At 41.2% G+C, this 23,244-nt stretch carries 14 protein-coding genes and 2 pseudogenes; 2 read left to right on the forward strand and 14 right to left on the reverse strand.

The features are described 5' to 3' along the window. Nucleotides 1–4: 4 nt before the first annotated feature. The 7 genes from G5B06_RS04020 to G5B06_RS04050 form a co-directional block, all read right to left on the reverse strand. Nucleotides 5–634 carry an ABC transporter ATP-binding protein gene (locus tag G5B06_RS04020; protein ID WP_129923496.1) on the reverse strand — a complete coding sequence of 210 codons (630 nt, stop codon included), beginning with the start codon at nt 632–634 and terminating at the stop codon, nt 5–7. Nucleotides 635–727: 93 nt separating this feature from the next. Next, nucleotides 728–877 (reverse strand): YydF family exported signaling peptide, encoded by a 150-nt coding sequence (locus G5B06_RS04025; RefSeq protein ID WP_129923495.1) that lies wholly within the window; start codon nt 875–877, stop codon nt 728–730. A gap of 116 nt (nt 878–993) precedes the next feature. Further along, complete coding sequence (locus G5B06_RS04030; RefSeq protein WP_129923494.1) at nt 994–2,424, reverse strand: MobA/MobL family protein; 1,431 nt, start codon at nt 2,422–2,424, stop codon at nt 994–996. A gap of 185 nt (nt 2,425–2,609) precedes the next feature. Next, nucleotides 2,610–2,870 (reverse strand): hypothetical protein, encoded by a 261-nt coding sequence (locus G5B06_RS04035; protein ID WP_144136857.1) that lies wholly within the window; start codon nt 2,868–2,870, stop codon nt 2,610–2,612. Nucleotides 2,871–3,039: 169 nt separating this feature from the next. Continuing rightward, the gene (locus G5B06_RS04040) at nt 3,040–4,344 is read right to left on the reverse strand and encodes a DNA primase family protein (RefSeq protein WP_144136878.1); all 1,305 of its coding nucleotides are present in this window, start codon (nt 4,342–4,344) and stop codon (nt 3,040–3,042) included. Nucleotides 4,345–4,372: 28 nt separating this feature from the next. Then, nucleotides 4,373–4,987, reverse strand: coding sequence for a CHC2 zinc finger domain-containing protein (locus G5B06_RS04045; protein ID WP_144136858.1), 615 nt, complete (start codon nt 4,985–4,987; stop codon nt 4,373–4,375). Then, on the reverse strand, nt 4,984–5,178 hold the full coding sequence (locus G5B06_RS04050) for a hypothetical protein (RefSeq protein WP_016225774.1): 195 nt from the start codon (nt 5,176–5,178) through the stop codon (nt 4,984–4,986). Before G5B06_RS04050 ends, G5B06_RS04045 begins: the two co-directional genes overlap by 4 nt. Nucleotides 5,179–5,391: 213 nt before the next feature. Here G5B06_RS04050 and G5B06_RS04055 point away from each other — a divergent pair, with 213 nt between their 5' ends. Beyond that, a complete protein-coding gene (locus G5B06_RS04055; protein ID WP_144136859.1) occupies nt 5,392–5,976 on the forward strand; it encodes a helix-turn-helix domain-containing protein in 585 nt (194 codons plus the stop codon). A 46-nt stretch (nt 5,977–6,022) separates the two neighbouring features. Next, nucleotides 6,023–7,141 (forward strand): site-specific integrase, encoded by a 1,119-nt coding sequence (locus G5B06_RS04060; RefSeq protein WP_144136860.1) that lies wholly within the window; start codon nt 6,023–6,025, stop codon nt 7,139–7,141. 64 nt (nt 7,142–7,205) lie between these two features. Here the strand turns inward: G5B06_RS04060 and G5B06_RS04065 are convergent. From G5B06_RS04065 to G5B06_RS04090, 7 genes and pseudogenes are all read right to left on the reverse strand, one after another. Beyond that, nucleotides 7,206–7,757: pseudogene (locus tag G5B06_RS04065) on the reverse strand (hypothetical protein); the annotation flags it as partial. A 76-nt stretch (nt 7,758–7,833) separates the two neighbouring features. Beyond that, nucleotides 7,834–12,684 (reverse strand): annotated as a pseudogene (locus G5B06_RS19765) (DEAD/DEAH box helicase family protein); the annotation flags it as partial. Between the two features lie 1,610 nt (nt 12,685–14,294). Continuing rightward, nucleotides 14,295–14,639: a TnpV protein gene (locus G5B06_RS19770; RefSeq protein WP_081717104.1), complete on the reverse strand. Its 345-nt coding sequence runs from the start codon at nt 14,637–14,639 to the stop codon at nt 14,295–14,297. An 880-nt stretch (nt 14,640–15,519) separates the two neighbouring features. Continuing rightward, the gene (locus G5B06_RS04075; RefSeq protein ID WP_023922639.1) at nt 15,520–15,828 is read right to left on the reverse strand and encodes a hypothetical protein; all 309 of its coding nucleotides are present in this window, start codon (nt 15,826–15,828) and stop codon (nt 15,520–15,522) included. 76 nt (nt 15,829–15,904) lie between these two features. After that, a complete protein-coding gene (locus G5B06_RS04080; protein WP_118342922.1) occupies nt 15,905–16,993 on the reverse strand; it encodes a DUF5688 family protein in 1,089 nt (362 codons plus the stop codon). A 6-nt stretch (nt 16,994–16,999) separates the two neighbouring features. Next, nucleotides 17,000–17,140, reverse strand: a complete 141-nt coding sequence (locus G5B06_RS04085; protein ID WP_005344203.1) for a hypothetical protein — start codon at nt 17,138–17,140, stop codon at nt 17,000–17,002. 81 nt (nt 17,141–17,221) lie between these two features. Continuing rightward, the coding region (locus G5B06_RS04090; RefSeq protein ID WP_173771421.1) for a SpaA isopeptide-forming pilin-related protein at nt 17,222–23,244 on the reverse strand (6,023 nt) is incomplete at its 5' end.

Genomic DNA, 23,244 nt, shown 5'->3' on the forward strand with positions numbered 1-23,244 from the left:
ACCATCACCCCTTAATATAAGCATTTACAACTTTCTCTTTAGTCATATTTGACAAAATATTTTTATTTTCTATCAAATAATATGCACCTTCAAGATATTCTATATCTGTCAAATTATGAGTAATGTTGATAATAGTTGTATTACTCGTTTTGATGTATTCATTCAAAAAGCTATATATATCAAAGCAACTTTTTTTATCCAAAGCATTTGTAAATTCGTCTAATACTACAATTTCTGGCTGTGTCGCTAAGAAAAATAGTAATTTAATTTTCTGTTTTTGCCCATCACTTAAATTTTTCATCTTATTATCAAATGAAATTTCTTGTATATTCAACTGTTCAATCAATTTTTGGGCAACTGTAACATTAAATTTACGTTTAGTCACATCTATAATGTCTTTAACTTTTAAATCTGATGGCAAATTAGTATAACTTCCTATAACACAAACCTTCTTATTAACACCTTCTATATCTCCATCAAACTTCATTGCTCCAACAAGTGCTTTTGCTAAACATGTTTTTCCAGTCCCATTTTTTCCTAAAATATGATTGATTGTTTTTGATTTAAAATCTACATTTACATTTTCTAACAGGCACTTTCCTTTTATTGAAAGAGAAAAATTTGTAAGCTTCATATTTTTCGCCAAACAGTATCAAAATACTTATTAAAGTGGAAATACCTCTAAACTCCTTTTTAGAGAATTTAGAGGCATTTCTTCTACGGTTATTTATGATTTACTTCCAACAATCGTAGCCTTACCTGATGAACGGACAAAATACCAAAGGCTCAGAACTTTTTCAAGTTTAAAAGAATTCAGCTTTTTTTCCAGTTCTTTTTTGTCTTTGTCATCTGTTGCTTTAAAGTCATTAATACGCATTTGGCTTTCCTCCTTTCTTCATATCAAGCAGTATAGCACTCTTGTTTAAAAATTCAATATCTTTTTCGTATTTTTTATTGTTTTTTCATATTTTTTCCAAAACAATTTATTATACTTTATCTTCCTCTATCCATAGATTTTTTCTTAACTGACCGTTTTGGTTGCTGTCTGCCTTCATGCTGATAGCGGTGCAGTTTTTCCAGTACGCTTGCTTTTTTCGGCTGTTCTAACGGATTTTCTTTCTTCTGGTCCGTCTGATTTTTCCATGCCCGCAGTTCTTCATTGTATTCTATAATCAGTTCTTCTGCCTTGTTATAAACCTTCTGAAAGGATTGCACATTTGGATACCCTTCACGTTTTACGATCTGCTCCATACTCCTGTGCAGACGCTTTTCCAAATCCTCTAACAATTCAATTTTCCCTTCCAGAGATTTTCTCTCTTTGCCTTTAAATAGTCCTCGTAACTCTGACAGTTGCTTTTTCAAAGAAGAAATATCCTGCTGTGTGCGTTTTATCTCTATTGACTGTCTCTGCAATTCATACATGAGCTTCTGCATATCTTTCCACTCCTGCAAGTCAATCTTGGGTACAGGTTTAGGCGGTAGCTTAAATTTGAAAATTACTTCCTGTAAAAAGTCTTTCGCACCTCGGATAATCTGACGGAACATATCCGGCAACCAACCGTATGCCCTTATAGATTGCAGCGTTTTATCTGTGATTTTTTCCTGCTTGATCTTCAAAATATCTTCTTCAGGAACACCTTCAACTAATGCCACATCAACTGTCCGATTCCATTCCTGCCTTGCCGCATTGTCTGCCTTTATCTCCTCTGCTTTCGGATTGTTCTTTCCAATTTTCTTCGTTGCTAAATATACGCCGCCCTGTTGAAATACGGATAGTTTTTCAGATTCTTCTTTTACATATCGGTTGATCGTATCAGTAAACAGTTCCTTGACTTCTTTGGTAAATGCTTTGTTCTTAAACCATTCATCCTTTTTCGTGAAAATATGGCTTTCATAGACTTCCCCTTTGGGGATAATACTGCATCCCACCCGAAGATTACCCTGCTCGTCTAAAACCTCTTTCTTTGTGCGTCTATGCTTTCCCTGCTCATCATAAAACATATTTCGGGTAGCAATCTTTACTTCAGGCTGTTCCAACATTTTCCGTTCACTGAATACCAGATGGATATGATAATTCGTCTTTGCCTTGTTGTGATGAAGGGCTGCACTACACTCCACACCATACCTTTTATGAAAACTCTCCGTAAAAAGCCTTACCACATCATCTGCCCTGTACTGAACAAAACTTTCAGGAAGTGCAATGATAAACTCACGCCCTTCAATACATTTCCCTGCCGATCCACTCGCCTTAAAATCCAACTGATTTTCTCTTGCAAGATTTTTCCAAAACTCCGGTGTTACTCCTTCTGTCTGATAGGTCGCATAGAGATATTCCTGCCGTTTCGGATTGGAGATATAATCAATCCTTCCTTCCACATCGGACAGCTTGCTTTGTCTGATAAATGAATGTCTGCCTATAAGCATCCTCCTTCCTCGGCTCCCGCCGACTTTGTTGTGAGTAGGTGCATAGGCACCTGTTTACGAACTGATTGCCGTATCCGGCATAAGCCTCGCAGAGCGAAATACACAGAGTACAAACCATAGGTTTGTGCGATGAGTGTATTTCGCTCTCAATCGCCGAGGGCTTGTCTTTGTTTAACATAATCCGATTACTTCTCGGACTCACGCTTAGATTTATGGGCGTATCCGCCCTTTTTTTCTGCCCGTATCCGGGCTGTTTTTTCTATGACTGATAGCAAATGATCCACAGTACTTTCTTCCCATCCAGCAAGCCATATCATGGTTCTTTCCTCTGCTTTAGTCAGTTCCACGCCTTCCAGTACCTTGTTCATTTTCTGTATCTGTCTGCCCTCCATCTCATAAAACAAATCATTCACATTTCTGCTTTCTCTTTCCGGCTGCTTTAACATCTGCAACACTCCCTTCTGCTAAAAAATAAAATAAATTTAAAAATTACACGTATAAGCGTATAAACGTATCTTCCACACTTTTCAGAAACCTGTAACCCCTTGATTTTCCTGAAGATATACGCATATACGCTTCTTTGGAAAATTCTTTTTTATCGGTTTTTCATCCGTATCAACGGTAACTGTCTATGCGTATCTGCGTATGGATTCCCTGAAATCCTCTGGCATTTTTCCCATTGTCTGAGGGAATATTGGTAGAATAATGAATGTGATACTTCTTTTCATTTTCTTTTAAGTACCCCGAAAAACTTTTTGCACTCATAGGTTTTTCCGTATTGTCTTCACACCAGCGGCCGTATGCCTGATATAAATTTTTAGAAGTTGCCGTTGTATTTTCTTCCAAACGGATATACCCAGATGACTGCATAAAAGCGATAATATTATTTCCAGATTCCATAGCTTCGTGCAGATTTTTCTTTGCACGTTCACTGATGGTAAATCGGTATTTATTTTTCAGTAATCGTTTCAATCCCTCCAGACACCAGAGAAAAATATCGTCTGCTTCTCTTTGCAATTTCTCGATCAGATAGGGATCATCTACTCTGTCCGGTGGCACATCTTTGACCGTAAGGATAATCTGTCTGCGGTAAAATCCATAGGAACGATCATGCAAAGCACTCAGACTCCCGTTTCCAAAGCAGAGAAATCTGACATATAAATTCCCCTGTACGCTCTGCTTTGACTTCCTTTCCAAATCCATCTTATCCTCCAGCGTGACTATGGTTTTAATGTAGTTGGTGTCTTTCAATGCTTCCAGTTTCATATCATCATCCACCATCAAAAGTCGGTATTCCAAATCCGCCCTTGCGAAACGATTATGTTCTACTTTCTGAATATTACTTACATTCATATTCGTTCCGAGAATTTTTCTCATAACCAAACCTATACGGGATTTCCCCTCCCCTCCTTTTCCTAAGATAATCAATAACTTCTGTGCCTTGTTGGATGGAATTAAACAATATCCCATATATTCCTGCAAGGTAGGAATATCATCTTCCTCCAACAGTTCTGAAAGAAATTGTAACCACCGTTCCGGCTTTGCTTCTTTCATTTCATAATTTACAGGCAAGCGGTTCAGACAGAACTCCTTCTTTTCTGTAAAATCTCCATTTAGAAAATAAGTTCCGTTATTCACATGGATACGATCCATTTGCACCGGAAGTTCCTCTGAATAGGCTTCCAGTTTCAGAACCTCCAAAAGCTGTTTTACTTTCTTGGAAATTCCTTTCGTAAGAACTGGTTTTACCATTCTGTAAATTTCTTTTTCTACCTCGCTGTCCGGCAGCATTCCGTCATAGCTGAAAAAGATACCGTTGATACATTTCAATGGCATTCTTTGCAGGAAATTTTCACAAAATGCCACCTCATCAATCTGCCCATCCTCAAACCATTCCTGAGAGTACCCTTTAAAGTTCATTTCTCTCTGATCCAATGCTTCTTCCAGTCTATTCCTTGTTGTTTCGTCTATATTCTTCCATTCGTTTCTCAATTCTTTTCACATCCTTCCCACTATCCAGTAAAAATTCAATTCTGTCCTGTAACTCTCCAAACACCAGTAAATCCAGATAGTAATTTATCTTTTCTGTCTGCTGGCAGGCTTCTATAAATTCTGCTTTCCATTCTTCCTCTGGTGTTTTTGGTGCGTATCTTATTTTCCATTCTTCCAGCAGATGAAGATAATCCGATAAAATACGGATACTTTCCCGTTCCCATTCTTCAAATTTCTTTTCCGTCTGGTAGAATGTTCTTTTCGGTTTTTCTTTTTTCTTACTGGCATTCCTTTTTCTTGCGTTATCTGTAAAAACAGGTATCTGAAAATCTTCTGCCAGTTTCTTTGCTGCTTCCAATGGTGCTAGATGAAAGAAATCTGCCACAAATGTGATCACATCCCCTTTCGCACCACAAGCAAAACAGCAAAAACCTCTATCCACTTTCATACTGGGATGCCTGTCATCATGAAAGGGGCAACAGACCATCCCGTTTTTATTGACTTTCAACCCGTACTGTTCGGCTGCCTGCCTTGCAGTTACGTTTTCTTTTACTGTCTGAAAGATATTCATTCCATTTTCATCTCACAGCCATAATATTTTTTCTGGAAATACCTGACCGGAACTTTCCCCTTGATGATGTTATATCCGGCATTTTCCAGTTCTTCATTCATTACCCGCACAATTTCATAGGCTTTGCTTCTCCCAACCCCGAGAATCTCCATAATGTCATTTGCGGTAATATAAGATACATTAATCTGCATACAATCTCCTCCTTTTCTTTTTTCTATTTATCGAAAGTGCTATTGCAATACGCCTCTATTTCATATTTATTATTCAATACGTTTTTTATATGCACTTTTAATTCGTATTTACATCATACGTTTATTCTTCACATTTGTCAATATATATTTTTAATATTACGCACTTGCAATTCGTTTTATTTCATGTTATATTATCCATGAGGTGAATAAAAAATGAACAAAATGGAAGTTTCAACAATAGGAGAACGGATTAAAACACTCCGAAAAAAAAGAGGATATAACCAGAAAGATTTAGCAAACCTTCTTGGAAAATCTCTCCGTACCATCCAGAAATATGAAAGCGGGGAAATTGAAGTATCAATCGCAATGGTCAATGAATTGGCTAAAGTGCTTGATACGACTTCTACCTATCTTCTCGGACATCAGACAGGGGATTTCAAATTTGACTGTCTCTCTGATGTTATGGAATGTTTGTTTCAACTGGAAAAAATCAGTGGACTGCACTTTTCCATAGAAACAAAAAGACCGCCACATCATGACGGCTGGCAATGTTCCATTACTTTTGATGGGAAAGACAAATCCGCTGATCAGAATGCAGATATGTGCCTGTTCCTTGAGGAATGGGAAAACAACAGGGAATCTTTTCAGCAGTATTGCATGGCTAAAGATGCCTATGAAGAGTGGAAAGATAAAACTCTTGCCTACTACGCTTCACAGGGTGTAGAGATGGAAGAACCGGAAAATCTCGATACTGAGGAACGGTTAAAAAGAAAGAATGCTCTTTTTTCTGGCAAGTAGACCTACATAAGACGAGTTGAAAACTCTTATGAAAGGAATGATGTAATTGTCAGTAACAAAAGATACAACAGGAAAATGGATGTCACAGGTGCGTGTCAAAGACTACACAGGAAAGACTATCCACAAGAAAAAACGTGGTTTTACCACAAAAAAAGAAGCTCTGGAATGGGAAAGGGACTTTCTCAATAAAGCCAATGCAGATATGGGTATGCTGTTTCGGGATTTTGTAGATTTGTATTTTGAGGATATGGGACACCGTCTGAAAGAATCCACCATCATCAGCAAGCGTTATATGGTAGATAAAAAAATCCTTCCGGTGTTTGGGAAAATCCCGATCAATGAGATTACACCAAAGGATATCCGTAAATGGCAGAACGGATTGACTGCATATCGTGATAAGAACGGAAAGCCTTATGCTCAGACCTACCTTAGAGCAATCAATAATCAGATTACCGCTATGTTCAATTATGCAGTGAAATATTATGATTTGCGGGAAAATCCATGCACAAAGGCTGGGAGCATGGGAAAAAGCAATGCAGAAGAAATGCAGTTCTGGACAAAAACGGAATTTGAACAGTTTATTACAGCCGTACAGGATAAGCCAGCTTCTTATACAGCCTTCATGACCATGTACTATACTGGAATGCGTGTAGGCGAACTGTGTGCTTTAACGCCGGAAGATGTGAACTTAGAAAATAATACCATCACCATCAACAAAACCTTCCAAAGAATCAATGGCAGGGATGTTGTCTGGCCTCCTAAAACGCCAAAAAGTAACCGGGTTATCACGATACCTCAGACACTTGCTGATTGTTTAAAAACCTATATGGATAAGTGTTATGAGATTCAGCCTAACGACAGACTTTTCCCTTACACCAAACATTTCCTGAACCATGAAATGCTCAGAGGATGTAAAAAATCCGGTGTAAAGAAGATTCGTGTGCATGATCTCCGTCACTCCCACGCCAGCCTTTTGATTGAGATGGGATGCCAGCCACTTCTGATTGCTGACCGTTTAGGGCATGAAAAAATACAGACAACCTTAAATACTTACAGTCATCTGTATCCAAACAAACAAGCCGAAGTCGCACAACAGCTTGAAAACCTTATCAACGGAACAGCAGTCCCAGATAGTAGCCAAATGGCAGATGTAGCCAATTTGTAGCCAACAAAAAGAAAAATCTCTGGAAATCCTTATAATTCAAGGCTTTCCAGAGATGTAGCAACTATTCAAACTCAATGACACTCATAGGCTCCTGAAATGCTCCAAAATCTTCATCGGCATAATCCAGGTCATTCTCCTCTATCCGTTCCCACATCTGCGATTCCATGCCAAACAGACCTTCATGCGCCTGTATCATTTCTTTACTTGCATACTCTCCCTTGCTGCCATCGCTGCCCAGGCAATAAATCTTAGAACCCATTCTGTGATAATCCAAAGCTGCTTCTTTTCTAAGCGGCACCATGTCTTCTGCTGTATATCCATAATCACGTAATTCCAGCTTACCTATGGTTGGATCTGGTAGATCCTGAATATCCATTCTTGCATCATCCAGTAGATCCTCTACCCCTTCTTCATCTGCCTGGATCACTGCATCTGCTAGATTTCTTACCAGAGTCCTAACTTTCTCTTCCTCACCGATCAGATTCGCATATTCAAAAAGCTGTTCTTTTACATCTGTTGGAAATTCTATGCCTCTACGCTCTGCCTGACTGATCTGTCCCTGCGTGTATTCCTGCATTTTCTGTGTTTCTCTACCCGTTATCCTGTTTCTTGCCATATAAATTCCTCCTGTGTTCTAAAAAATGGCATAACCGACAGAACCTTCTTCTACCAAATTATGCCATCTTTCCTCTTTATTCCAGACCGAAGTCCCGTTTTCTGGTTTCCTTGCCAGTTTCACTTTCCCGCTGACTCTTTTCCTTATAAATCTGCAGTTTCTCATGGATAGAACCTCGTGCCGGTCTTTCTTCTTTCTCTTTTGATTCCGACTGCTCTGTTTCTGTATCTTCCCGTTCATCCATATTGAGAAGTGCATTTAACTCTGACAGTCGCTCCAGTTTTTGGTTCAGTTCCTCTTCTTTTGGAAATGGCTTCCCGACTTCCTCTTTGGCGTTTGTCATCTGCTCCTGTACCGTTTCCAGCCGTTGTTCTGCTTCTGCCAGTTTCTCCGGATAACTTTCTAAAAGATTATTGATACGAGTGATATTTCCTAGAGCATCGGCTCCCAATCGAACTTTAGCTACCGATTCATGCTTTACAGACAGGATAAACTCTTTGCTCCAACTGTCGAATTGGATTCTCATGTTAAATCCCTGATAGCTTCCAATATCCATAGCTGCATCCACAGACTTAATTTCTTTGCAGACCGCCAGAAGAGCCGCTCCTGCCTCTTTCTTTTCTGTGAACACTTTGCCACTGATTTCCATAGAAAACTGCTCTGGATCTGTGATTTTGTACTCAGAAAAATGAGCGATGTCTGCCTTGTAGCTGTCAATGATCTCTGTCAGTTTTGCAATCTGTTGTGGAAAATTCCTTGCAATATCATCTTCCAGTCGATACTGGTTATTCATGTGGTTGGCTTTTAAAAGTTTTAATTTTGCCACATCAACATCCAATGCCATCTTCTCTTTTACTGCCGGATTTCCGGTTGCAAGAGCTTTGACCTCTGCATAGGAAAGTGCCGCTTCGTCTACATCTTCACAGCTTCGCACAGGTGCTTTGCTGGTCATAATCTGAGAAATGAATTTCTGCTTGTTCTCAATCAACTGCCACATGTAGCTGTCAAATGTGGATTCAGTTACATACCGGAAGATATGAACCTTTTTATTATGGTTTCCCTGACGGATAATACGTCCTTCCCTCTGTTCCAAGTCAGATGGTTTCCAGCCAATATCCAGATGATGCAACGCAATCAGACGATCCTGCACATTGGTTCCTGCACCCATCTTTGCTGTAGAACCAATCAAAAAACGAACCTGTCCGGATTTCACTTTTCCAAACAGCTCCGTCTTCTTTGCTTCTGTATTTGCATCATGAATAAAAGCAATCTCTTTTTCCGGCACTCCTTTTTCCATCAGTTTCCGTTTCAGGTCGTCGTAGACATTAAAACTGCCATCGCCTTTCGGTGTACTCAAATCACAGAAAATCAATTGTGCTGATTTCTGTGCTGCTGTGTCTTTCCAGATTTCATAGCTTTTCTCTGCACAGACTGATATCTTGCTTTCCGGATTGTCTGGCAATAATTCGTTCACTAAACGCTGATCCAATGCTAACTTTCTTCCATCATTGGTGATTTTCAGCATATTATCAACCGCGGCATCTACTCCGCCATTTCTGACAACTTCCGCACGTTCTCCAAGGCTTTCTACGATTTCTTTCTGCTGTTCCGTTGGTTTCAGCACCACTGTTTCATATTCTGCTTCCGGCACAGGAAGCTTTAACTGATCGGAAGTCTTGATATCTGCAATCTCCTTGAACATATTCATCAGTTCCGGGATATTATAAAACCGTGCAAATCTGGACTTTGCACGATATCCTGTTCCTTCGGGAGCAAGTTCGATGCTCGTGACAACTTCTCCAAAAGTGGAAGCCCAGGAATCAAACAGTCCAAGTCCCATATTTTGTAATTTACTGTTCTGCAGATATCGCTGCATAACATATAATTCCGTCATACTATTGCTGATTGGTGTGCCCGTGGCAAAAGTAATGCCTTTTCCTCCAGTAATCTCATCCAGATACTGACATTTATTGAACATATCTGCCGACTTCTGTGCTTCGTTCTGTGCAATCCCGGCTACATTCCTCATTTTTGTATAGAGAAACGCATTTTTATAGCTGTGTGCTTCATCTACATACAAGTGATCTACTCCCAGTTCTTCAAACGTAACTACCTGATCTTTTTTTTCTTTCTGATTCAGCTTTTCCAGCCTTGTCTGCAGTGTCTTTCTGGTTTTTTCAATCTGTTTGACGGTATAACGTCCGCCATCCTGTTCATACCTTGCACTCTGAATCGCCATTTCCAGATCATCAATCTGCTTCCGCAGCATAGCTTCCTGCCTCTCATCAGAGATTGGTATACGCTCAAACTGGGAATGACCAATAATAATAGCATCGTAATTTCCCATAGCGATTCTGGCACAGAACTTTTTCCGGTTCGCCGGTTCAAAATCTTTCTTGGTTGCTACCAGGATATTGGCTCCCGGATATAACTGCAGGAATTCTGCTCCCCACTGCTCTGTCAGATGATTCGGCACGACAAATAAATTCTTCTGTGATAATCCCAGACGTTTGCTCTCCATTGCAGCCGCTACCATCTCGTAAGTCTTCCCAGCTCCTACTACATGAGCCAGAAGCACATTCTCTCCGTAAAGCTGATGTGCAACAGCATTTTTCTGATGCGGGCGAAGCTCTATTTCCGGATTCATTCCTGGGAAAGTCAAATGACTGCCATCATATTCACGGGGACGGATACTGTTAAATCGTTCATTGTAAACTTTTACCAGTCTTTCACGCCTCTGCTGATCTTTAAAAATCCAATCCTTAAATGCTACTTTCATGGCATCCTGCTTCTGTGATGCCAGCATGGTTTCTTTCTTATTGAGGACACGGATTTCATCACCATTCTCATTGACACTCTTATCATAAATGCGGACATCTTTCAGGTTCAGGGTATCTTCCAGAATCTTATAGGCATTTGCTCTCTCAGTTCCATACGTTGCATAGGCAAACGCATTCCTTGGACTATCTGCATTTTTTCCAGTAATACGCCATTCACCATTGACCTCAGAGTATTTTACCTGTATTTCCTTCTGTGCAAGATACCACGGGGTATGAAGCAGTTCCACCATAAAAGCCTGATAATCCGAAGGCTCAATCCATGTAGCTCCAACACGCACCTCAATCTCAGACGCTTCCAGATTTCTCGGCTGAACTGCCTCTAATGCACGGACATTCGGTGTAAATTCCGGACGATTCTCTGCAAAGGTTCTCGCAGTATTTAATTTATCCCTGACATTTCCGGACAGATATTCATCTCCGCTTTCCCACTGGTCTGTCAGTGGATTCTTAAAGATAACTCCAACCAGTTCTTCTGTGATTTTCTCTTCGGTCTTTCCAGTCAGCTTTGCCATATAAGGAAGGTCTACCTTTGCCCTTTCGTTAAGAGACAATGCAAGTGCTTCTGTGGCTGTCTCAACGCTTGTCACAGCGACCGCCTTTTTAATGGTTCGCTTAGTAAACATGTCCGCTTTTCGTTTCAGCGTTCCATCTTCATTCAAGTCTTCCAGTGAACACAGCAGACAATAAGAAGAGTCATCAGAAAATGCACGTTTGTTAGCATTACTTCCAATGACTCCATACTTTGCTGTGTAGGTATCATATACCTGATTCAGTTTCTCCTGCTGTTTCTGGATTTCTTCGTCTGCTACAAATTCCTCCATCTGCATGGCGATCAATTCACGAACAGTATCACGGATTGCAACCATGCCTTTCACACGTTCTGCAGTGGCGGCAGGCATTTTCACCTGATTCATCAAAGAGTTGACACGGTAATATACCTGATCATCTACCACCGTATAGCTGTAATTTCTGACATTCGGATCTGCCGGAATACTCTCTGGCATCTCATCCAGTTCTGTTTCCACATCTACTGCCGATACCATGCTTCCATGAATGTTCTTGACCGCTTCTGCAAGCTGGAGTTCAAGGTCAGCACCTTCTATCGGCATACAGGTTGTTTCCATACCATATGGACCCGATACTTCTTTCATCTCACCCAGAATCATTTCAGGATGGTCTGCAAAATACTGGTTGACTGTAATTCCATTGGTATCACTTCCAAGATTCACCCACTCCGGCATCTCTTTTGTCATGCTGTCACGCTTCTGGAAAAACAAAATATCAGCACTGACTTCTGTTCCTGCATTTGCCTTAAAAGCTGTGTTGGGCAGTCGGATTGCTCCCAACAGATCTGCCCTCTCTGCCAGATATTTTCGAACTTCTGGTGATGCCTTGTCCATAGTTCCCTTTGTTGTGATCAGAGCAGCCACACCACCTGGACGTAACTGATCTATCGTTTTGGCAAGAAAGTAATCATGAATCATGAAATTGAAGCGATCATACTGACGGTCATTGACCTTGTATGCACCAAATGGCACATTTCCGATTGTCACGTCAAAGAAATCATTGGGATAATCTGTCTTCTCAAAACCTTTGATCTGAATATTGGCATCAGGATAGAGCAGCTTTGCAATTCTGCCGCTGATGCTGTCCAATTCCACACCATAAAGTTTGGACTGGTTTAGATTCTCCGGAAGCATTCCAAAAAAGTTCCCGACTCCCATAGATGGCTCCAGGATATTTCCCTTTGTAAATCCCAGATTCTCCAACACCTGATACATACTGTCAATCACAATCGGCTGTGTATAATGAGCATTTAAGGTGGAAGCTCTGGCTGCCGCATATTCCTCTGGTGTAAGAACCGTCTTTAATTCCAGATATTCTGTCTCCCATGCAGCTTTTGTTTCATCAAATGCATCTGCAAGACCTCCCCAGCCAACGTATCGGGATAAGATTTCCTGTTCCTCTGGTGTCGCATTACGGTTCTCATCCTCACATTTCTTTAACAGCTGGATAGCCATGATATTGGCACGGAACTTTTCTTTTGCTGTCCCCTGCCCAAGCTCATCATCTGTGATGCGGAAGTTCGTTGCTGGAATCGGTTCTGATATTCCGTTAATCTCTTCCAAAGATTCTTTTTCTTCCGATACCTCAACTTCTCCAGATAATTCTTTTTCTTTTTTATCATAATCTGTCCACACACGATTAGAAATAGCAGTGAAATACGAGGACTCTTCCTCCATTATTTCTTCCCTGATTTCCCGTAATTTATCTAGGGTATCCGCATTTACTGTTTTGTTGTGATAATGATAATAAAGTACTTCTTGTCCAAGTTTTACATCCAGACGTTCCAATTCTTGTGTTGACATTCGATTCCAAATATCATCTTTTTCCGTATGAATCGTGAAACCTTCTCCATCATCATGATATTCTAATGTGTATTGAAGTTGATTCTCTTCTCCCTTAACTTTGCAATCAAAATCATGAATTGTTGTTCTGGTACCAGACATATATTCTGAATCAACTAATTGCAAATCAGTTATATCTTCAGCGGTTAAAGTATCCTGCTCCTGTTGTTCTCCTAACATCTGCTGTGCTTCTTCCAAGTCTGCCAGTTTTTGTGCTTCCTGTCGCTCTTCGTACTTTTCCATTTCCTCCGATGACAAATAATCATCTGTGCGGATTAACTGGCGGACACGTTCTGCAACCTTATTCCACTTTAATAGAACTTCTACTTCTGGATTGCCAATTTTTCCTTTTGCAAGTTTTAATCCTTTTGCATCATGTGATGCGTCGGAAGCACCTGCTCCTGGTATTCCGGGTGAAGAACCACCTGTTCCATATTCATTTTTCAGGAACTCAGCTGCATCTTTCATATCATAATGTTCCATGAAATATTCGTAAATCCGGTTACGTCCTCCGGCAGTAATGCCACCTCTTCTTAACACTGCATCAATTTCATCCTGTGTGATAAAGGAAAGCCCTAGACGTTCTACTTTAAATTGTTGATCCACCCAGGAGAAATCTCTCTGAAGGTCACGAAAACGCTGAGAATATACTGGATTGTGCTGAATTTCCCAACGATGATAATTACTCGGATTTTCATTCATATCCGCTTGTAACCATTCAAACTGCTGATAGATTTCTTTTTTTCCTTCTGGATCTGTCCAAGCGTTCCGAATGGTATCCTGCCAATCCGTATAAGACCGGTATTCTTCCGTATTTCTATTTGTATCTCGGAAATGAAGTGCCAGAAGATCTGTCATTTCTTTCTGTTCCTGCTCGATAGCATTATTGGAGATAAGATTATCAACGTAATTTCCCTCCTCATACATATCCCGGATCCTGTCAGCAGCTTCTTCCCACGTAACGATACGGTCAAAGTTTCTTCTTGCAGAGTCACCTCGCCGGATACGGATACCATCGTTGTCGTACCAGATACTGATTTTCTGATTATCTATGGTAAATCCTTTTCCTCCGGTGCCATATTCATCTTTCAGGAAGCTTTGCATTTCTTCATTGTCCAGACCTTCAATCAATCTTGCAGTAATATGAAACAGTGTATTTTTCTGCCCACTACCTGTGCGAAGGATATGATCGACTACTTCATCGGAAATAAGAAAAGCGGCCGGCTGTTCTAATGCAGCTGCCGCTTTCCTTATTTCTCCAAACTGTTCCTCTTCTGTTGGGAACAGGCTTAACTGTAAATAATCTCCTGGATCACCAGTTCCTCTGCCTGTGCTTTGATCTGGTTCATGTGTCTGGTCCATGCCATTGTGTCTGCCATCTTGTCTGGTGCCGGATCTTTCTCTAGAAGTTCGTTCATCAGGTTGTCTACTCTCTGTCTTGCCTGACTGTCGATCTCCATCAGATGACTGTCCAGACGGTTCTGCAGTGTCAGAATGTTGAACCTGGCTACCTTGTAATTTCTCAGATACTCTTTCCTCATCATTCCGTACTTCCCGATTGTTCCTCTTGTCTCTTCCAGGCTGATATCTGGAATCTGATACTCTCCGTTCTGGCTGTAAGTGATCTCTCTCATGCTCTGTTTCCTCCTTATTTTTTTCTCTATCTTCTGTGTTCTTTGTTTCACTTTCACGAATTAACGTGTTAAATTTATTATAAGCTACTTTCTTTTCTTTTGCAACCGTTTTCAGATCTTTTTCCAGATCATCCAATACATATCGTCCAATCTGCATCAATACCGGTCTGCTGATCTCATTCACAGAACTTCCAAGATGTCCCATAACCTTTAACTGGTTAAAATCCGTAATATGCCGAAAATCCTCTGCATCCAGATATTCCTGTACATCCAGTCCACATCGGTTCAGTAATACATACCAGACACTGTTTGTCATCAATTCCCGGAACTCCACTTTCTGATTCTGCTCGTCCAAATCTTCCAGAAAAGTACCTGATACATCCATTTGCAATTCATCGAAAGCATCCGGTAGCCAGGCCTGCACACTTTCTTCTGCCGCCTGGTGAAGAACCTCTGGCAAGCCTCCCTCTGTTGTTTCCAGTGCAAGCTGTTCCTGCAGATAATCTGCCACCAGTTGTTCTCCTTCCGGATTAAGGTTCCATAACTGTGGATCTCTGCCAAGATTTTTTACCTTATAAGTATCCTGCACATCAAAAACATATCGTAACTTCGTTTTTGGTCCGGATGTGTTATCTATCAGGGCAATTCCTTTGGAACCCTTTTTAATCCATCGGTACATCTTCTGGTTCCAGATTTCCATGGAAGCCACCGCTGTTGCTCCCGGACGCTGTGCATAGATCAAGAGCTGTTCCGGAAAAGTGTACCGGTACAGCCTGGATGCAGTATTTAGAAAACGTATCCACTCCTGCGGATTAGCGGAAACGTCCTTTGCCACTTCCTCCGTCAGCTGCTCCATTGCATATAATTTATTTGCCATCTGTTACTCCCTTTCTTCTTCCCACTTTTCTTCTACAACATCGGCAATCCGTTCCATTGCCCTTGTCACGGAAGGAAAGCTACTGCTATTATTTGCTTTTCCAATCTGATCAACAAGAAATTCCGGCATATCTGCAAGTGCTCCGGCAATCATAGCCTTTACCCTGATATCCTCCAGCATAAGAAGTTCTTTCACACCAAACTCTTCGCCAAATACATCCTGATATCTCCGTAAATCATCCAAAAGATATTCCGGTTTTAAATCTCTATCAATTTCCCTCCTTTTGTCTTCACCATATAAACACCAATCCATATTCTTTTCTCCTCCAACTTCAAAAAATTGGGGACTGCTCTGCACAGTCCCCATAAGCCATCGTTTTCTTTTCACTTTATAATGCTGTAGCAAGATCTCTCGCCTTACTCTTTGGGATTGTATCCGTCCCTTTTGCCTTGATTTCTGCCTTAGCTTTCTCCAATCTTCCATGGATTCCACCTTTTACTTCCGCTTTTTCGGCTACTTTTTCTTTCTCCAGACGTGCTTCCCTGCGCTCAGCATTTTCCAATACTGCGGTCTTTTTGTCACAGAACTGAACCTTATCAGAAAGCTGTTCCTGTCTTTCCACTTGTGTCTCATTGACTTCCTGTACCATCGCATTTAATTCTGGAACCTGTAAAATACCGTTATCCGGGAGAATCAGCACTTCATGAACGGAAGATGGGATGACAAAGTAATCACTTCCCAGGCATTCCCCAATCTGTTTTCGAATATCTTCCTGCAGTAACAGGGAAGCTCCATTCATCTTAGATTCATTGGTAAGGCAGAACATTGGATTCTCCACAGTTTCCATATCCAGTTTTTCATTCAAAAGATTCTTCGGTGTTCCTCCAAAAATCATAGATTCGATAATCTGTGTCATATCCACCAGTTGCACGCCTCTGTTCTTATCTGCCATCATCGCATCTGCCTGAATCTGTTCGACAGATACTCCCCATTCGTTCATCAGAGAAACAGTTACTGGAATACTGCTGATTCCCTCTCCATTTTCCTCCAGATTTACTGCATAATAAGCTGCAAAATCTCCGTGTTCTGTGACTACTTTGTCTGCCAAACGATCGGTATTCCATTCTTTGTCACAAATTCTCATCTGTAATTTGTCCTTCATCTTTTCATAATCAAGAATATCCGGAACTCCCATATCAAAAAATTCTGCTTTACCCTGTGCTTCAATACGCATATCAGCTACATCCCCAACACAAGAATCTACATCTTTCCCATTGATATATTCCTGGTAGAGGGAATCCAGATAGACCGTCGGTACGATTCTCTGATCTCCGTTTGGAATCGTAATACCTGTCAGCTTCAAACCGTTGTTTTTTTCTACTTCCTGAAGTTTAATTTCTGCGTCCCTGTAAGACTCTGGCAGATACTCCTTTACATTGTCTTTGACATATTCATAAAATTCTTTTCTGTTCATCATACGCTTTTACCCCTTTCTGATCATGTGATGGTTCATTCTTTTTCTGCTGACCATCTGCTCAGCTTTCTTCTGATAAGCCATCATTCTCTTTAAAGTTTTCTCCTGGTTTTTTCGTGCTTCCTGTCTTTTTTCCATTGCTTTCATCATAGTTTTCTGTTCCTTTCTGTGATTTTGTGTATGAAAAAGGGAGCCTCACATAGAAGCTCCCAATCATAACCGTTGGTTTCCTTATTTGTTTTTCCTTTTTCTGCTGATATAAAGTCCTGCCATACCTCCTGTGGAGATTATCAGAAGCAGGATCGGCAGCCAGATATTTGTGCTGTCACCTGTTTTTGGTGCGTTTGATACCTTCGTCTCTTCATGGGACTGTGGTGTATCCGGTGTGTTCGGTGTTTCTGGAACTTCCGGCTTCTCATTTGTCAGATTAAAGGTAACTTCTACAACCGGTGTACTGTCATCTGCATAAGCAAATGTCACTTCATGCTTGGTTTGATCCAGTGTGTATCCATCCAGTGTCTTTGTTTCCACCAGATAATACTTGATCGCTGTATCATATTTGCCGTTCTTAAATGTGGCAATCTCATACAGCTTACTTTCTGCATGACCGGCAGCATCTGTCTTTAAAGTTTCCAGAACTTTTCCTTTGCTGTCACGGAGTTCAAATTCTACCCCTTTCAGTGGTTCTCCTGACGATTTATCTGTCTTATTGAGAATCACTTTTCCCTTGGCAGTATCATCTTTCATAGCCACTTTCTGGATTTCTCCGGTATCTTTCACCTCAAATGTCACATCGGCTGTCAGAAGATATCCTTTCGGTGCCTGCTCTTCACGTAAGGTGTATTTACCGATTGGCAGTTTTTCAATATAGTGTGCTTCCTCTGTGGAAATCCAGCTCTCTACTACCTGATCATCCTTATCGAGAATTGTCAGTTTCGCACCCGGAATCTCAGTTTCTCCTGTGATATCCGTCTTACTGATCTGCACTTTTGTCACATCATCTTTCATCTCATGCTTCTGAACCTCTGCTGTATTCTCTACTGTGAAAGTAATACTTTCTGCAGTGACATATCCATCTGCCGGTTTTGTCTCTGTCATGGTGTATTCCTTACCAACAACCAGTTCTTTGATCACATGGGATTCTTCCGTAGAAGTCCATTCATCTACTGTATTGCCATCTGAATCCGTTACTTTCAGGTGTGCACCTGGAAGTTCTTTGCCTGTTGTCAGGTCTGTTTTGGTCAGCTCTACTGTGGTTGGCTGATTTTCAAAAGTAAAGTCGTAGCTTACTTCTGCCTGGTCTTCTCCAGCATATTCAAAGGTAAATTCCTGTACTTCATCTGTTGTAACAAATCCGTCCGGTGCAAAGATCTCTTTCACATAGTATTTTCCGTCTACCGGAAGATCTGCCGTAAAAGTGATCTGTCCTTTTTCATCCGTTACCCGCTGCTCAATCAGACTGTCTTTCTCAAGAAGTACCTCGCCCTTTGCATTTTTGATATTTTCACTGGTATAAAGACCGAAGACACCACCTGCAAGGACACGTTCTGTATCCTTTTCTTTCTTCAGAACCGTAATCTTTACTTTCTGACGGGCATTCTGCCATTTCTCATCATAAGTGATGACTGGTGTGTCCTGATCACGGTAAGAAAGATCAACATATCTCGGCTCTTTGTCCAGCACATAACCATGGGCTGTTTTTACTTCCTTCACATAGTATTTTCCAGCCGGGAGATCTCCCATCTGTGCAATACCATTGGAATCTGTAGTAATGGTTCCCACTTTTTCATCTGCTTTGAAATAATCTTCACTGACACCATCTGCCGCTTTGATATCTTCCGCAGCAAATACATCGAACGTCACATCTGTAAGGCTTCCGGTTACATACTCAAAAAGATGCTCCACGGTACCTTTTACATGATCCAAAAGTGTTACCTTATCCAAAAACTCTCCATTTTTGTTGATGATCAGAAGTCCTGTCGGTACTTCATCTTTCATCTCTACTTTCTGAATCTCGGCGGTATCTTCCAGAGTGAACTTCACATCCGTTGCTTTCAGATATCCATAAGGTGCCATTTCCTCACGAAGAGTGTATTCCTCTCCAACTGTCAGGCGTTTGATCACATGTGGCTGATCTTTTACAGACGTCCACTGATCCACAACATTTCCTTCTTTATCAAGAACGGTGAGTTTTGCCCCATCCAGCTCCACACCTGTTGTTACATCAGATTTCGTGATTTCTACTGTTGTCGGCTGGTTCTTTTTCACAGTTTTCAGTTTTACTGTCTTCACATCCTGTCCCTGGTAAGAAGCATCCAGATTCAGAACTTCATCAGAGGATACAAATCCCGCCGGTGCCTTTAACTCCTTCACATAATACTGTCCAAGTGGCAGATCCAGCGTACATGCCGCAAGACCATCATTATCAGAAGTCATTTCCTGTAAGAGTGTGTCTGCTTTCACGATTGCTTTTCCATCTGCCTTGATATCCGCTTTGTTATAGATACCAAAGACAGCTCCTGCTACGGTTGCACCATTTTCTGCATCCTGTTTTTCTACCTGGATTGCAACTTTCTGTCGGTCATCGCCAACAGTCACTTCCTGTTCGATCACAGGTGTATCCTGATTGGCATAGACAAATGCGACTTCTGATCTGTCATGGTTCAGTACGAATCCTTCCGGTGCAGTCTTTTCTACCACATAGTAAGAACCAAGCGGCAGATTCTCTGCAACTGCTTTTCCGTCTTCTCCAGTCGTTACCGTTGTTACCAGTGCATCTTTTGCATAGATCAGCTGTCTGTTTCCGTTTTCATCTTTCTGATAATCCGGTGTATAGATATTTTCAGCTGCATAGACATTAAATTCCGCACCCTTAAGGTATCTTTCTTCATAAACAAAATCCTTTTTGAATCCGGTCAGCATTTCACCTTTTTTATAGATCGTCAGCTTTCCTTTTACCGGATGGTTCTCGTAATCTACCGTAATAATGGCATCTCCGCTCTCAGAATCCATCTGGTATGCTGTGTTTGCATCCACCGCAATCTCTACATAGTTCTTGTTGATTGTGTACCCTTCCGGTGCGTTGACTTCCTCAATGCGGTAATGTCCGATCTTCAGATTCTTCGGCATGATCAGATATCCCTGGCTGTCCGTAAAATAGGACTTATGGGTTGTTGTCACTGGGTAAGTTGTTACCCGTTCCACATACTTCTTGTTGTCCAGGTCGTACACTTTAAATTCTGTTCCTGCAATCAGGACGGATTTCTTTGTTTCATCGTCTTTTTTCACGATTTTCAGTTTTGCCTTAAACTCTTCATCCAGAAGCACTCGCCAGATCTGTGGCTCATTTGGATGATGCTCTGTGATATTCACTTCAAAATCATCGACTGGCTTGTAGTTGTGCGGTGTTGTTGTCTCACGCACGATATAGCTTCCAAATGGTAATGGAATACTGCAGGCATACCCTTTTTCATCTGTGAAAATCTCAGTTGCTCCTTTTTCTCCACTCACTACTGGTTTTGCAGAATCAAAATCATAACTGCCATCTGCTTTCTTTGTAAGGGAAGATTTCAGATAAACTGTAAATCCAGCTCCGGATAACAGATCTGCATCTGTCTTTCCATTGTTGGCTGCTTTAATAATCTGGAATGGCTGCTTGATGACCTGCTCACTGGAAGTGCACTCTCTTTTCACTTCTGCTGTCATATCTCCTTCATAACTGCACGTAAGATCATGCTCTTCTGTATCTGCCAGGTATCCGGTCGGAGGTGTAATCTCTTTGATATAATATTTGCCAAGATACAAGCCATTTACAGAAGCCTGTCCTTTGTCATCTGTTGTAAGAGATGCTATCTGTTCTCCTGCTTTATAAATAGTTCCGGTTGCTCCGTCCGGATGCACAATATCTTCACGGGCATACAGACCATAAACTGCACCTTTCAGTGTGGCATCTCCCTGCGGTACTGCTTTTCCTGTTTCTTTATCAACTTTGAATAAATTGATCTTTGCTGTCACACGGTCATTACTGAAGGTATGGGCAAAAGATACGGTTGCTTCTTTATCATTGGTGTAAGAAAACTTGAACGTATACACATCTTCTGTATTTCTTACATAGCCTTCCGGTGCCTGATCTTCTTTTACAAAATAGGAATATCCAATCGGAAGATCCGCTGTGAATTTTGCATTCCCATCTGCTCCAGTAGTTGCTTTCTCAATCAGTGTTCCTTTTTTCACAACAACGGTTCCGTCTGCATTTCTAATATCATCGGATGCATACAGAGCAAAAATACCGCCATTCAGTGGTTTCTTGGTGTCTTTATCCTGTTTTACTACGGAAACATCTGCTTTCTGTCTCTCGTTGTTAAAAGTCACATCTGCAAATACAACTTCTTTATTCTGTCCGGCATAGGTCAGAGTCACTGGCTTTTCTTCGCTGCCGTTATAGAAATTGTCCGGTGCTTTTGCTTCTTTTACCACATAGGTTCCAAGATGCAGGTTTTTCAGTGTGACAGAACCATTCTCACCTGTTGTCAGATTTTCTTTTACCAAGTCACCTTTGCTGTACACTTTTGTGCCATAAGCAGTTACGATATCCGCTCCGGCATACACGTTATATACTGCATTTTTCTGTCTGCGGTTCTCATACTGGAATACGGTTCCACTCTCACTGACTTCTGCACCGATAAGAACCTGACCTTCTTTGTAAATGGTAAGCTCTGCCAGCTGCTCCTTGTTTTCCACGGTCACAGCCGAGGTCTTACTTGCTACCAGTTTCACATTTGTTGCCGTTGCATTTACTACATATCCCTGTGGCGCTGTGATCTCTTTCAGATAAACGGTATCCTGTGTCTTGATGATCGTAACAGAGGATTTTCCATTCTTATCTGTTGCCGGCATCTGAGTGATCAGCTTTGTACATGCCTCATCGCTGTATACACCGAATACTGCACCTGCAAGATTGACATCCGCTGTATCGTCTTTCTTTACGATTTCGATCGTAGCCTGTTCAATCCAAGACACTTTGAAATCAATATATTTTTCATCTGTCACACCTTCACCAAATACCAACGCAAGATCCTGCGTGTCAGATCCGGTGGTGATTTTATAAGCAGAGTAATCTTTTGTAATACTTCCCTTCATTGTAGAAGACCAGCTCTGTGCCACGTCACTCACCTGTGTCAGTGGTGCAGAAAGATAAAACTTTGTTCCTCCGCAAATTTCTACACTTGCACCAGCTTTACTTGTTGTGCCTGTGCTTAGATTATGAAGTTTCACACCAGACGGAAGCTTCATCGTAATTGTCTGTAGCTTATCTGCTTTGAATGTAATATCTTTGGTTCTCTGTGAATTGCCATCCACATAAGCTTTTACATCTCCATCAGAAAATGACATTGCTACATCCGGTATTTCTGGCTGTGAAACACAATAATTATACAATTTCATTGCTAAATTCTTGGCTGTACTATTCGCTCCGGAAAAAGCGTCGCCACTTCCATTAGCATAAGAAGCCGCCAGATGAACAAGAATGAATTTTGCTCCAGCACTAAGATTTCCATAACCATTCTCTTCTGTAAAGAATCCTTCATCTCCTGCTGCCTTGGTTCCGTAATAACATACCTTAGCTAATGTTTTTCCATCTCCGACTTTACTAATCGTGTAATTACCTGTTCCTGGTCCCGGTTTTGATGGCTGTACACAGTAAGCAGTCGCAGATACATTTCCAAACTGAACCGTATACTGATAGGTAAGATAAGAACCATAACCATAATCCGCATAACGATACAGAGTTCCTCTTGTAACAGATACTTTCTGTACACTTCTTGCACTTGTCTTTGCCATAAAAGTGACTGTTTCACCAGCTTCCATGGCGTATAAATCAATTCCTTCCTCTTCCGCCTGCTCCATTGCATCCGATACTGTAAGACCTGTTTCCGAATCCGTTGTATTTTCAGTATCTTCTTCCATATCCGGTAATAGTTCGCTTGCCTGAGAATCAAATTCTTCTATCTCGCTTTCCGTCACTTCCTCTGTTGGAAGCAATTCCGAGTCTGCTTCTGAATTCTCCGTTTCCTCTGTCTGCTGTTCACTGCCAGCTGTTTCTGATTCGGTTACTGCTTCACTCCCTGCAGTTTCTGTCTGCACTTCTGTTTCTTTCTCACGCACAATCAGCTTTCGGCTGATCTGGTACTTCGGATGCTCCTGATTTACCGGTTCCACATAATAGACCGCTTTGTAAGTGTCCGCATGATCTGTCG

Origin of the sequence: Blautia luti, assembly GCF_013304735.1 — a bacterium.
Taxonomy (GTDB): Bacteria; Bacillota; Clostridia; order Lachnospirales; family Lachnospiraceae; genus Blautia_A.

Bases quoted from the DNA above. Each gene is read 5' to 3' on its own strand.
- G5B06_RS04030 (WP_129923494.1), bottom strand. From the start codon at position 2,424: ATGCTTATAGGCAGACATTCATTTATCAGACAAAGCAAGCTGTCCGAT.
- G5B06_RS04040 (WP_144136878.1), bottom strand. From the start codon at position 4,344: ATGAACTTTAAAGGGTACTCTCAGGAATGGTTTGAGGATGGGCAGATT.
- G5B06_RS04080 (WP_118342922.1), bottom strand. From the start codon at position 16,993: ATGATGAACAGAAAAGAATTTTATGAATATGTCAAAGACAATGTAAAG.
- G5B06_RS04020 (WP_129923496.1), bottom strand. From the start codon at position 634: ATGAAGCTTACAAATTTTTCTCTTTCAATAAAAGGAAAGTGCCTGTTA.
- G5B06_RS04050 (WP_016225774.1), bottom strand. From the start codon at position 5,178: ATGCAGATTAATGTATCTTATATTACCGCAAATGACATTATGGAGATT.
- G5B06_RS04025 (WP_129923495.1), bottom strand. From the start codon at position 877: ATGCGTATTAATGACTTTAAAGCAACAGATGACAAAGACAAAAAAGAA.
- G5B06_RS04035 (WP_144136857.1), bottom strand. From the start codon at position 2,870: ATGTTAAAGCAGCCGGAAAGAGAAAGCAGAAATGTGAATGATTTGTTT.
- G5B06_RS04075 (WP_023922639.1), bottom strand. From the start codon at position 15,828: ATGGATTGGTGTTTATATGGTGAAGACAAAAGGAGGGAAATTGATAGA.
- G5B06_RS04045 (WP_144136858.1), bottom strand. From the start codon at position 4,987: ATGAATATCTTTCAGACAGTAAAAGAAAACGTAACTGCAAGGCAGGCA.
- G5B06_RS04055 (WP_144136859.1), top strand. From the start codon at position 5,392: ATGAACAAAATGGAAGTTTCAACAATAGGAGAACGGATTAAAACACTC.
- G5B06_RS04085 (WP_005344203.1), bottom strand. From the start codon at position 17,140: ATGATGAAAGCAATGGAAAAAAGACAGGAAGCACGAAAAAACCAGGAG.
- G5B06_RS19770 (WP_081717104.1), bottom strand. From the start codon at position 14,639: ATGAGAGAGATCACTTACAGCCAGAACGGAGAGTATCAGATTCCAGAT.